The sequence below is a fragment of the Sphaerospermopsis sp. LEGE 00249 genome, assembly GCF_014299995.1.
Lineage (GTDB): Bacteria > Cyanobacteriota > Cyanobacteriia > Cyanobacteriales > Nostocaceae > Sphaerospermopsis > Sphaerospermopsis kisseleviana.
Genome location: NZ_JACJUZ010000111.1, coordinates 1 through 11,184, shown reverse-complemented (window position 1 = coordinate 11,184; position 11,184 = coordinate 1). Strand labels below are relative to the sequence as shown.

The 11,184-nt window shown below is 37.9% G+C and carries 16 protein-coding genes; 7 read left to right on the top strand and 9 right to left on the bottom strand.

Going from position 1 to position 11,184, the window contains the following annotated elements; all coding sequences use genetic code 11:
* The first annotated feature begins 167 nt into the window (after window positions 1–167).
* The 3 genes from H5968_RS23525 (at window position 168) to H5968_RS25900 (ending at window position 1,337) form a co-directional block, all read left to right on the top strand.
* Complete coding sequence (locus tag H5968_RS23525; protein WP_187041873.1) at window positions 168–728, top strand: Uma2 family endonuclease; 561 nt, start codon at window positions 168–170, stop codon at window positions 726–728.
* A gap of 330 nt (window positions 729–1,058) precedes the next feature.
* Window positions 1,059–1,241 (top strand): hypothetical protein, encoded by a 183-nt coding sequence (locus tag H5968_RS23520; RefSeq protein ID WP_255427235.1) that lies wholly within the window; start codon window positions 1,059–1,061, stop codon window positions 1,239–1,241.
* Window positions 1,242–1,337, top strand: a complete 96-nt coding sequence (locus tag H5968_RS25900; RefSeq protein ID WP_370569803.1) for a toxin-antitoxin system HicB family antitoxin — start codon at window positions 1,242–1,244, stop codon at window positions 1,335–1,337.
* Window positions 1,338–1,590: 253 nt separating this feature from the next.
* Here the strand turns inward: H5968_RS25900 and H5968_RS23515 are convergent, their stop codons facing one another.
* Window positions 1,591–2,046 carry a DUF2996 domain-containing protein gene (locus H5968_RS23515; protein WP_096571900.1) on the bottom strand — a complete coding sequence of 152 codons (456 nt, stop codon included), beginning with the start codon at window positions 2,044–2,046 and terminating at the stop codon, window positions 1,591–1,593.
* A 123-nt stretch (window positions 2,047–2,169) separates the two neighbouring features.
* Between H5968_RS23515 and H5968_RS23510 the strand changes: the two genes are divergently transcribed.
* On the top strand, window positions 2,170–2,529 hold the full coding sequence (locus tag H5968_RS23510; protein WP_187041872.1) for a hypothetical protein: 360 nt from the start codon (window positions 2,170–2,172) through the stop codon (window positions 2,527–2,529).
* 138 nt (window positions 2,530–2,667) lie between these two features.
* The gene (locus H5968_RS23505) at window positions 2,668–3,657 is read left to right on the top strand and encodes an adenosine kinase (RefSeq protein WP_187041871.1); all 990 of its coding nucleotides are present in this window, start codon (window positions 2,668–2,670) and stop codon (window positions 3,655–3,657) included.
* Window positions 3,658–4,031: 374 nt separating this feature from the next.
* Here H5968_RS23505 and H5968_RS23500 read toward each other — a convergent pair whose 3' ends face one another.
* From H5968_RS23500 to H5968_RS23485, 4 genes are all read right to left on the bottom strand, one after another.
* Window positions 4,032–4,307: a MoaD/ThiS family protein gene (locus H5968_RS23500; protein ID WP_187041870.1), complete on the bottom strand. Its 276-nt coding sequence runs from the start codon at window positions 4,305–4,307 to the stop codon at window positions 4,032–4,034.
* 103 nt (window positions 4,308–4,410) lie between these two features.
* The gene (thrC, locus tag H5968_RS23495; RefSeq protein ID WP_187041869.1) at window positions 4,411–5,715 is read right to left on the bottom strand and encodes a threonine synthase; all 1,305 of its coding nucleotides are present in this window, start codon (window positions 5,713–5,715) and stop codon (window positions 4,411–4,413) included.
* Window positions 5,712–5,924: a hypothetical protein gene (locus H5968_RS23490; RefSeq protein WP_187041868.1), complete on the bottom strand. Its 213-nt coding sequence runs from the start codon at window positions 5,922–5,924 to the stop codon at window positions 5,712–5,714. Before H5968_RS23490 ends, thrC begins: the two co-directional genes overlap by 4 nt.
* Complete coding sequence (locus tag H5968_RS23485; RefSeq protein WP_096572845.1) at window positions 5,917–6,177, bottom strand: MoaD/ThiS family protein; 261 nt, start codon at window positions 6,175–6,177, stop codon at window positions 5,917–5,919. The genes H5968_RS23490 and H5968_RS23485 overlap by 8 nt, the downstream gene beginning before the upstream one ends.
* 104 nt (window positions 6,178–6,281) lie before the next feature.
* Between H5968_RS23485 and H5968_RS23480 the strand changes: the two genes are divergently transcribed.
* Entirely contained in the window at window positions 6,282–7,610 is a 1,329-nt protein-coding gene (locus H5968_RS23480; RefSeq protein WP_187041867.1) for a Rieske 2Fe-2S domain-containing protein, read from the top strand.
* 41 nt (window positions 7,611–7,651) lie between these two features.
* Here H5968_RS23480 and H5968_RS23475 read toward each other — a convergent pair whose 3' ends face one another.
* The 4 genes from H5968_RS23475 to H5968_RS23460 form a co-directional block, all read right to left on the bottom strand.
* Window positions 7,652–8,293 (bottom strand): J domain-containing protein, encoded by a 642-nt coding sequence (locus H5968_RS23475; RefSeq protein WP_096571906.1) that lies wholly within the window; start codon window positions 8,291–8,293, stop codon window positions 7,652–7,654.
* A gap of 95 nt (window positions 8,294–8,388) precedes the next feature.
* Window positions 8,389–8,982, bottom strand: coding sequence for an ATP-dependent Clp protease proteolytic subunit (locus H5968_RS23470; protein WP_096571907.1), 594 nt, complete (start codon window positions 8,980–8,982; stop codon window positions 8,389–8,391).
* A 24-nt stretch (window positions 8,983–9,006) separates the two neighbouring features.
* A complete protein-coding gene (locus H5968_RS23465) occupies window positions 9,007–9,186 on the bottom strand; it encodes a hypothetical protein (protein ID WP_187041866.1) in 180 nt (59 codons plus the stop codon).
* A complete protein-coding gene (locus H5968_RS23460) occupies window positions 9,176–9,838 on the bottom strand; it encodes an ATP-dependent Clp protease proteolytic subunit (protein WP_187041865.1) in 663 nt (220 codons plus the stop codon). The genes H5968_RS23465 and H5968_RS23460 overlap by 11 nt, the downstream gene beginning before the upstream one ends.
* Window positions 9,839–10,278: 440 nt before the next feature.
* On the opposite strand from H5968_RS23460, the gene H5968_RS23455 reads away from it, so the two are divergent.
* The coding region (locus tag H5968_RS23455) for a serine/threonine-protein kinase (protein WP_187041864.1) at window positions 10,279–11,184 on the top strand (906 nt) is incomplete at its 3' end.

Genomic DNA, 11,184 nt, shown 5'->3' with positions numbered 1-11,184 from the left:
TTGTATGTGTCAACAAATTAGTTATGTTCATTGGATGGAAGATATCATGAGATGTTGACATTTTCACCCTTAATAGGACTACTATAACTGAATATGTAAACTTTTGTAACGACATTCAACATTTCTGTTATTAATGATATAATGAAGATTATTATTCATTAATAACTATGACTATAACAAAAGAACTCCAAATTACTCTAGATGAGTTTCTGAAATTACCAGAAACTAAACCAGCATCAGAATTTATCAACGGGGAAATTATACAAAAACCAATGCCACAGGGTGAACACAGCCTTCTACAGATTAAATTGTGTACTACTATTAACCAATTAGCCGAAACACAAAAAATTGCCTATGCTTTCCCAGAACTACGTTGTACTTTTGGTGGAGATACTATTGTACCGGATATAGCTGTATTTCGCTGGGACAGAATACCTAAAACCGCATCAGGGAAAATTAACAACCGTTTTGAAATTCATCCTGACTGGGTAATAGAAATACTTTCTCCAGAACAACAACAAAAAAAGGTATTAACTAAATTATTACATTGTTCCCGCAATGGTACAGAATTAGGTTGGTTAATGAACCCAGAAGAAGAAAGTGTTTTAGCTGTGTTTCCTGGGCAAAAAATTGATTTATATGACGGTGATGATCAGTTGCCAATAGTTGAAGGTGTTAATTTAGAATTGACGGTAAAAGAAGTGTTTAGTTGGTTGAGTTTTAGTTAATTATCAATAAATATGAAGGAATTGGGATTTCCAGAATATTCCTTGACATAGTATCAATAGTGGTACTATAATTTTTCTATAGCACAAATTGAAAAACTTTTAGCCGAAATAAAAAATAATCCTAAAGATGTCAAATTTACTAATTTAATTTAGTAAAACTTTGTAATCATTATTTCGGAGAACCTAGACAGCAAGGAACAAGTCATTGTGTCTATAAAACACCTTGGTTTGGAGATCCAAGAGTTAACATTCAAGAAAAGAATGGAAAAGCAAAATTTTATCAAGTCAAGCAGGTTTTAGCAGCCATTGAGAAAATTGAGGGAATGGAAAATGGTTAACTACGACCACTACACATATAAAATTACCTGGTCAAGTGAAGATCAAGAATTTGTAGGATTATGTGCTGAATTTCCTAGCTTATCTTATCTCCATGAAAATCGTAATTTGGCTTTAGAAGGTATTACGAATTTGGTCAAAGATATAGTATTAGATATGGAAGCTAATGGTGAATAAATTCCAGAACCTATTGCAGAAAAAACCTACAGTGGTAAATTTCAAGTTCGTATTACTCCTGAACTTCATCGAAAATTAGCGATAGAAGCAGCATAAGAAAATGTCAGTTTGAATCGTTATGTAAGTTATAAACTGGGATCTTGAAACTATCTAAATTCCAATTAATTAAAACCCAAAAATAAAAATCCTGTTTTTATCCTGTAAATCCTAAAAGAAATGCTAAAATCCGGCTATATAGGAATAGACAACGACCCCATCACTGGAGTCGTTACCTACCATTTCCACGAAATGTAGCACCAAAAGGCACTCATACAACACCAATTATCAATTGTCAATTTTCAATTGATAATTAATTTCTACCTAGCCATTTTTGACCGTTTAAACGGTAAACTAGGCGAGATACCAATAAATCAAGGGTAATTTTGCGCTCATCTATTAAGAATGACTCTAGGGTACTGGGTTTTTTACCTTCGTTACAGGAAAAACCCTTTTTACCTTGAATGTCTGCATCGGGGAAATAGACGTTAAACTGTTTTTGTCCATTTTGCCAAGAACCAATAATTTGCCAGCATTCTTCCGCTGAGTCAAAGCCAATAATAGGATACTTCTGCTTGGCAAAATTTAGCTGGGCATCTGGTACTCCTTCATCTGCGATCGCCTTTTGTAAAGCTGGTAAATAATGTTGCTGCATAAACTCTTCAAATGGTTTATCTTCCACTGCGGGGGGTTTTTCTTTTTTAGCCGCAGGTTTAGCAGCAGCGGGTTTTTCGGTTTCTGCTTGATTTTGATTGGTTTCTTCTGCCATTGCTCAGGTCAATCCTTTATCTAACTGTGCTATAGTCAGTCATTCTTATTTTTACATATCATATTCTTGGCGTTGGTAATTGGTGATTGGGGAAGAGGTGATTGGTAATCAAAAGGAAGAATCATGGAATTAAGTATTGTAGACAACTCTTTGCAAATAGAACTTACTTTAACAGAACAACTTATAGCCATTCGCTTTCACAAACTTTGGCAAATACCCCTAAATCATATTATCTCTGTCACCATAGACCTACCACCAAAAACACTGAAAGATTTACGCGCCCCTGGTACTTTTGTACCGGGATTAATTAAAGCCGGAACTTACTATACAAACAGAGGTAAGGAATTTTGGTATGTGACAAGAAAAAATAATTTTGGTCAGGTTTTAAACATTGATTTAATTAATGAAACCTATCAGAAAATAGTTTTAAATAATATCGAAAATTATCAACAATGGCAACAACAACTAACTCAACACAGATGAACATATAGCAGGAGTCAGGAGTCAGGAGGAAGTTAATAACCCAATTACCAATTACCAATTACCAGCCTCAACAGATATAATAAGTGTTCAACCAGACATGATATAAGATAACAAAGAATAATTTGTAAGGAGCTAAAAATGGGTAAGAAATATGATGTTTATGGTGTGGGTAATGCCTTGGTAGATATAGAATATGAAGTATCTCCAGAGTTGCTAGAAAAGTTAAACATTGATAAAGGTGTAATGACACTACTAGATGAAGATAGTCAAAATCTTATGTTAGACAATCTCAAACATCTTCATTGTCATAAAAGTTGTGGAGGTTCAGCAGCAAACACAATAGTGGCTATTAGTCAACTAGGAGGAAAAACTTTTTATTCCTGTAAAGTTGCTAATGATGAATTTGGAGAGTTTTATATTCAAGATTTACTCAATTGTCAGGTAGATACTAACTTAAAAAATGCTGATTTGCAATCAGGAATTACAGGTAAATGTTTAGTATTAGTTACTCCTGATGCTGATCGTACCATGAATACATTTTTGGGAATAACAGGAGAATTTTCAAGTCAAGAATTAGTTCCAGAGGCGATCGCAGATTCAGAATATTTATATATCGAAGGTTATTTAGTCACATCTCCCACTGGTAAAGCAGCAGCTATTCAAGCTAGAGATATCGCTAAAAATGCTGGAGTTAAAACCACCATGTCCCTATCTGATTACAACATGGTAAAATTTTTCAAAGATGGTTTATTAGATATGATCGGACCTGGTTTAGACTTTATTTTTGCTAACGAAAGTGAAGCGTTAGGTTTAGCAGAAACAGAAGATTTTCAGGTAGCTGTAGATAAACTGAAAATTCTCAGCCAGAAATTTGCTATTACTCGTGGTTCTAAAGGTTCTGTAGTCTTTGATGGGGAAAAATTAATTGAAATTTCCGCACCTCAAGTTCATGCTGTGGATACAGTGGGTGCAGGTGATATGTATGCAGGAGCTTTTCTTTATGGTATTACCCACGGTATGAGTTATGAAGCAGCAGGAAAATTAGCATCTACCGCAGCTTCTCAAGTAGTTACAACCTACGGACCAAGATTAAAAACTGAAGACTTAAAGGCATTATTGACAGCTTAGTATTTTGCTGCAAAACTAATCTTGGTTTTTTTTGATTAATTAACCTTTTTTTGTACTTGTAGGGTGTGTCAGAATTTAATATCTGACGCACCTTTATTGCGAGCATCCCAATTTTGAAAAAATAAACGCAGCCACACTCAAAAACCTCTTAAAATCTCTTAACTTTGTGTCCTTTGCGTTCTTTGCGGTTCAATCATATCAAGCCTTGAATGAATTGCGAGATTTCAGAAAAATAAACTTACACATTTGGGATGCTCCCCCTTTATTTTCTTCGTATTGTTGAGATTTTTTGGGATTTATTAACCGCAAAGTTCGCAAAGTACACAAAGGAAAATAATGAGTTATTTTGTGGCGGAAAATTATCAGTCAGTAGCTTAACCACCTGCAATAGCAGGAACAATACTCACTTCATCACCATCTTTTAAAGGTGTTGCTGTTCCATCTAAAAAGCGGATGTCCTCGCTATTAACGTATAAGTTTAAGAAGCGATTTGGTTTCCCCTCTTCATTGCATAAACGCGACTTAATACCTGGACAAACTTGCTCTAAAGAATCAAATAATTCAGCGATGTTGCTACCACTGCATTCTAAGACAGCTTGGTTATTTGTGAATTTTTGCAGCGCAGTGGGAACTAGAACTGTTACGGCCATAGTCTAAAGATTAATTTTTAGTTTTCAAGTGAGAGTTGGTAGGGGTTTAGCCTTGGTCAACCCCTAAAGTCAGTGGTTGATTGTAATTCACCAATGACATTGACTAAACCAGAACTTGTTGCCATTCTAGGCGATCAAGGGTGCGGGATCTTTCTAACGCCCGTTCAAAACTATCAAGTTTGGCATCAATAGTCAAAGGTTCACCAATATAACCTTGTACCGCTTCTTGGGTTTTCAAACCGTTGCCAGTGATGTACACAACTGTAGTTTCATCTGGATCAATTTTACCAGCTTCTACTAATTTTTTCAGCACGGCGATGGTTGTACCACCTGCGGTTTCGGTGAAGATACCTTCGGTTTCTGCTAACAGTTTGATACCTTCGATAATTTCTGCATCATTTACTGATTCAATATTACCGCCTGTTTTTTGGGCGATTTCTACAGCATACACCCCATCTGCTGGGTTGCCAATGGCAATGGATTTAGCAATTGTATTCGGTTTTACTGGTTGAATAAAGTCTCTTCCTTCTTTGAAAGCTGTAGCAATGGGAGAACAGCCTTCTGCTTGTGCGCCACTAAAGCGAACTTTTTTACCTTCGACTAAACCAACTTCGGTAAATTCTTGGAAACCTTTATAAATCTTGGTGAACAATGAACCAGAAGCTAAAGGTGCAACTATATGATCTGGTAGTTCCCAGCCTAGTTGTTCTGCAACTTCAAAACCTAATGTTTTAGAACCTTCGGAATAATAAGGACGAAGATTAATATTGACAAATCCCCAACCGTGTGTATTGGCAACTTCTGAACAAAGGCGGTTTACTTGATCGTAGTTGCCTTTGACTGCCATTAAGGTGGGACTGTAAATTAAACTACCTAATACCTTACCAGCTTCTAAGTCAGAAGGAATGAATACACAGCAATCTAAACCAGCATAGGCAGCGATCGCAGCGGTAGAATTTGCCAAGTTGCCGGTACTAGCACAGGAAACAGTTGTAAAACCTAATTCTCTAGCTCTGCTCAGTGCCACAGACACCACCCGATCCTTAAAGCTGAGGGTGGGCATATTTACGGCATCATTTTTAATATAAAGTTTATTTAGACCCAGGCGACGGGCAAGACGATGAGAACGCAATAAGGGAGTCATCCCTGTTCCCACATCTATATAGTTGTCGGTAGCAACGGGTAAAAATTGACGATAACGCCAAATTGAATTAGGACCAGCTTCAATAGTTTCTCGACTGACAGACTGACGCAAAACATCATAGTCATATTTAACTTCCAATGGACCGAAGCACAACTCACAAACATGAGTAGCTTGGAGTTCGTATTCTGCACCACATTCTTTACACTTGAGTGCTTTCAATATGGAAGTGTTGGCTTTGTTTAAGTTTGCGATGGACTGAGTCATAAACTAGCTTTCCCCGTATATCCGTCAACTGTGAAAAAAATACTAACACGAGGCAAAATACTCGTCAAACATACCCGACTATTTTTATCGGGATTGGTGACTGGTGACTGGTGATTGGGGACTGGGGACTGGGGACTGGGGACTGGGTTAACCTCCCTTTCTTCCCCTGCTTCCCCTACTTTCCCATCTCCCCCTGTCTCTTCAACCACCGCTAACGGGGGGAATAAGTACGACTTCATCACTATCTTTGAGAGGGGTGTCGGGTGCAACAAAGATTAAATTAATGCCATAGCGGGTAACATCACGCCATTGGTTCAGTTCTGGGTGTTCTGATATGAGGCGATCGCATACAGCTTTGACTGGTGTACCATGAGGAAATTCCAGCATTAGTTCCGAAAGTCCATAAGCTTCTTGATAAGCAGCGAACAATTTAACGGTTACAGTAATTACAGATTCAGAAATTACAGATTCAGAAATTACAGATTCAGACATACAATAATTGTTCTCAAAAGTTGTTCTCAAATTTTTTTCACGCCCTGGTTAATTGAATTATTACAAGAAATAGAATGCAAGCCGAATTTAACTTTTTTCAGCACTGGTATCCTCTTACACCAATTGAAGACCTTGATCCACAACGTCCCACCCCGGTAACATTGTTAGGAATACGTTTAGTAATTTGGAAACCTAGATCATCTGCAAATTACCGGGTATTTTTAGATCAATGTCCTCACCGTTTAGCACCTTTAAGCGAAGGTCGTATTGATGACAAAACAGGTAATTTAATGTGTAGTTATCATGGTTGGCAATTTGATGATCAAGGTATCTGTACTCAAATTCCCCAAGCTGAAAATACCGAAATTGTCATTAAAAATCAAGAAAATTTCTGTGTCCTTTCTTTACCAGTACGTCAGGAAAATGACTTACTTTGGGTGTGGCCAGATGCAAAAACCCCCGAACTAGCAGCAAAGACACCTTTACCTTTATCACCACAAATAGACGCTAGTAAAGGATTTGTTTGGACTTCTATAGTCCGTGATTTAGAGTATGATTGGCAGACACTAGTAGAAAATGTAGCTGATCCTAGTCATGTTCCTTTTGCTCATCATGGAGTACAAGGTAATCGAGACAAAGCACAACCCATAACTATGAATATAATTAAATCAACAATTGATTTAATTGAAGTTTCTATTCCCAGAGGTTTACCAACAACAATCACTTTTGAACCACCTTGTCGTTTAGAATATGCGATTAGTCTGGGTCAGACAGAAAAGAAATTAGGACTGATAGTTTATTGTGTACCTGTATCTCCAGGAAAATCGAGAATTGTTGGTCAATTTAGTCGTAATTTTGCGAAAACATTTCATTATTTAACACCCCGTTGGTGGGATCATATCACTAATAGAAATGTGGTGTTAGATGGTGATATGATTTTGTTAAATCAGCAAGAATATTTATTGCAACAAAAACAATCTAGTGAAAGTTGGAAAAAAGCCTATAAACTACCTACCAGTGCAGATAGGTTAGTAATTGAATTTAGGACTTGGTTTGATAAATATTGTCATGGTCAGTTACCTTGGAGTGAGGTGGGAATTAAGGATACAGAAACTAAAATCAATGATAATCGTCTGGTGATGTTGGATCGTTATCAACAACATACTCAACATTGTAGCAGTTGTAGAACCACAGTTAAAAATTTAGAACGTTTGCAAATAGGACTTTTAGCTTATTTTGTCATAGTTGTATCTGGGGTGGCAATTCTTCCTGATGCTTTCCGTCTAAAAGTGGGTTTACCCTTAATAATTACCGCACTTTTAGGAATGGGAATTTATACTTGGTTGCAACTTTGGCTGATTCCTAAATTCTACTTTGTAGATTATATTCATGCCCATAAATAATTCAAAACTCCTGACTCCTGACTCCTGACTCCTGCTATAAATTAAAACTTAATCCCTAACCGTTCAAAATCGCGCTGAACTTCGTTAAACAGAGCTTTATTGTGGGGATCTGTCTTGATAGCTTTTTTTAGATAAATTCTAGCTTTTGGCAGTTGTTTTTGGGCAATTAAAGCCCGTCCCCAAATTTGATAAGATATAGCTTGCCATTGTTTGACTTCTATATCCCCTGGTAATCTAGCAGCTAAAGCTTCAACGAGAGCGATCGCTTGGGGAAAACGTTTTTCTTGTAAAAACCGCTGCAACTGTTCATAAGTCTTCCACTTTAACCGCTGTTCTATATCCTCTACCGTCGGTGGATGTGGCATCACCGTTGTTGTTGATACTGACGGTGGGGATGGTGTCTGGGTAGAACTATCCTCAAACACTGATGAAGTGGATGAAGGGGATGAAGAGGATAAAGAGGATGAACTATGTGATTTTACAGCTATTTCCTCAGGTGGTACTACCGTTTGCAGGAGTTTGTAAGCCTCCGTCAAGGCAATAAATTTTTCTTTACACTTTTCATCATCTGGGTTGAGATCGGGGTGATATTGCTGTACCAGTCGCCGATAAGATGCTTTAATTTCAGCAAAAGAAGCTCCTGACCTTAACCCCAATAAACGGTAGCAATCTCCGATATCCATGTTGCTTTGCTCCAATTCAAAATTCAAAATCAAAAATTCAAAGTTAAGATGCTTTTGAATTTTTAACCTTGAATTTTGAATATATTTTGCCCTGTTTAGATGCGTTCTTCAATCACACGGTCAATTAAACCATATTCCTTGGCTTCTTGAGCAGACATAAAGAAATCCCGATCCATGTCTTTTTCAATTTTAGACAAAGCTTGACCAGTGTTATTAGCATAAATCTGATTCAGTTGGCTACGAATTCGCAGAATTTCTCTAGCTTCAATTTCAATATCAGAAGCTTGTCCGCGAGTACCGCCGGAAGGTTGGTGAATCATAATCCGGGAGTGAGGTAAAGCTAGGCGTTTACCTTTAGTACCAGCAGCTAATAAGAAAGATCCCATGGAAGCTGCTAAACCCACGCAAATAGTGACAACATCAGATTTGATGTGTTGCATGGTGTCATAAATTGCCAAACCAGATGTCACCATCCCACCGGGGGAATTGATGTACAAATAAATATCTTTACCTGGATCATCGGAATCCAAATAAAGCATAACGGCAATAATTTGGTTAGCAATTTCATCATCGACATCTCTGCCCAGGAAAATGATTCTTTCCCGGTATAGACGGTCATAAATGCTAATCCAATCTGTGTATTGTCCTCCGGGCATCCGGTAGGGAACTTTTGGCACGCCTATAGGCATTTTTACGACTCCATTTTTAATTTATTAAGGGAATAGGGGAATGGGGAATGGGGACTGGGGACTGGTGACTGGTGACTGGGGACTGGTGACTGGGGACTGGTGACTGGTGACTGGGGAAAAATATTTACCTCCTGCCTCCTGCCTCCTGCCTTCTGCCTCCTGACTCCTGACTCCTGACTCCTTGATCTCCTTCTTAAAGTACACTTGCAGGAAGTGGAGGATTAGCCAGTTCTTCTTTTTCAAACACGCGGTCTATTAAACCGTATTCCTTGGCTTGGTAAGGAGTCATGTAGAATAGACGATCCATGTCTTTGGTGATTTTTTCTGGTGCTTGTCCTGTGGTGCGTGACAGAATATCCACCATTGAGGCTTTGTTTGCCAAAACTTCTTTAGCCCGAATTTGAATATCCGTTGCTTGTCCTTGAGCGTAACTCTTGGGCTGATGCAAGATAATGGAAGAGTTGGGTAAACTCGCACGACAACCTTTTGTCCCAGCACTCAACAACATGGCAGCCATACCCATTGCTGAACCAATACAGATGGTGTGGATGGGAGGCTTAATGTATTTCATGGTGTCATAAATAGCGAAGGCTTCGGTTTCAAAACCGATAGGTTCGCCACTGTAACCAGATGTTCCAGTAGAGTTGATATAGATTTTAATGGGTTTTTCTGGGTCGTCGGATTGTAAAAATAGTAGTTCAGCGATGATCAATTCTGTAACCGCAGGAACTAATGGCATTCCCAGATACACTATTCTCTCCTTTAATAGCAGGGAAGGTAAGTCTGGGGGTGGTGTGCGGTAGGAATTTTCGCCGTAATAGGCAGCTTGTACAGCTTTGATGGGAAAATGTTCCATAGAATCTCAATCGCCTAAAACTATGCCGTTAACTGTATTACATCCTAGCGCGATCGCAAAATAATTAAAGGGTGTGGATTTCTAGGTAGGTGATTGGGGATTGGAAGCCATCCAATACATTTTTTATGCTTTTTCTGTTTATTTTGTTTTTGGACTTGACAAGCCGTGAATACTGTTGTACACTTATGTTATGAGTGGGAATCTGTGGGCGCAATATATATGGTGTTTTTAACAGCCTGGGTTGGGAACGCAGATGAACGAAGATTCTCAGCATCAAGATTAAAGGATGTACAGGATATCTTCTTTGCGTCTTTGCGTCTTGGCGTGAGGAAATAGATAATTTATAGATAATTTATAGATAATTTATTACCTAATTGGGAAATTAGGGAGTATATTTTTGTATATGTTCTAAAATGTAACGTATCTACCGAAACTCTCCCATGAATCAGATATGCTGTCTAAACCCAGACTGTCATAATCCAACCGTAGCAGATACGACAAAGTTTTGTCCTAGTTGTGGCATTCCTTTAGTTATCCTTAGAAACCATTACCGTCCAGTTAAACCTTTGGGGGGTGGAGGTTTTGGTAAAACTTATTTAGCAGAAGATACTGATAAATTTGAGGAAAATTGTGTTATCAAACAACTTGCACCGCAAACGCAAAATACCTATGCTTTAAAAAAAGCAACAGAGTTATTTGAAGAAGAAGCTAAAAGATTACAACAACTGCAACATCCGCAAATTCCTAGACTTCAGGCATATTTTGAGGAGAACGGATATCTATATTTAATTCAAGATTTTATTGATGGAGAAAATTTATTAATTGAGTTAGCGAATGGTGCAACTTTTGATGAAAGAAAAATTCGTAAATTGTTGCTAGAGATTTTACCAGTTCTGCAAATAGTTCACAATCAAAAAATCATTCACCGCGATATTAAACCAGAAAATATTATGCGTCGTCGCAGTGATGGAAAATTATTCTTGATTGACTTTGGTGCATCTAAACAACTTCAGGGTACAATGCGTCCAGGTACGATCATCGGAAGTTATGGTTATGCTTCTTTAGAACAGATGGAAGATAGGGAAGTTTATCCAGCGAGTGATTTATTTAGTTTGGGTGCGAGTTGTTTTCATTTAATGACAAGGGTGCATCCTTGGAATTTATGGAAAACTCAAGGTTATGGGTGGGTGGAAAAATGGCGTGTTCATTTACAGCAACCTGTGAGTGTAGAGTTAGGTAGGATTTTAGATAAGTTACTACAGACAGAATATCAAAACCGTTATCAATCATCTGATAAACTTTTGCAGGTTTTACAGACTCCACCTCCTCCACCTCCCCAACCACCC

Coding starts and splice junctions, on each gene's coding strand:
- H5968_RS23525 (WP_187041873.1), top strand. CDS start 168: ATGACTATAACAAAAGAACTCCAAATTACTCTAGATGAGTTTCTGAAA.
- H5968_RS23520 (WP_255427235.1), top strand. CDS start 1,059: ATGGTTAACTACGACCACTACACATATAAAATTACCTGGTCAAGTGAA.
- H5968_RS23470 (WP_096571907.1), bottom strand. CDS start 8,982: ATGCCTATAGGCGTGCCAAAAGTTCCCTACCGGATGCCCGGAGGACAA.
- H5968_RS23475 (WP_096571906.1), bottom strand. CDS start 8,293: ATGGATATCGGAGATTGCTACCGTTTATTGGGGTTAAGGTCAGGAGCT.
- H5968_RS23505 (WP_187041871.1), top strand. CDS start 2,668: ATGGGTAAGAAATATGATGTTTATGGTGTGGGTAATGCCTTGGTAGAT.
- H5968_RS23460 (WP_187041865.1), bottom strand. CDS start 9,838: ATGGAACATTTTCCCATCAAAGCTGTACAAGCTGCCTATTACGGCGAA.
- H5968_RS23500 (WP_187041870.1), bottom strand. CDS start 4,307: ATGGCCGTAACAGTTCTAGTTCCCACTGCGCTGCAAAAATTCACAAAT.
- thrC (WP_187041869.1), bottom strand. CDS start 5,715: ATGACTCAGTCCATCGCAAACTTAAACAAAGCCAACACTTCCATATTG.
- H5968_RS23510 (WP_187041872.1), top strand. CDS start 2,170: ATGGAATTAAGTATTGTAGACAACTCTTTGCAAATAGAACTTACTTTA.
- H5968_RS23480 (WP_187041867.1), top strand. CDS start 6,282: ATGCAAGCCGAATTTAACTTTTTTCAGCACTGGTATCCTCTTACACCA.
- H5968_RS23515 (WP_096571900.1), bottom strand. CDS start 2,046: ATGGCAGAAGAAACCAATCAAAATCAAGCAGAAACCGAAAAACCCGCT.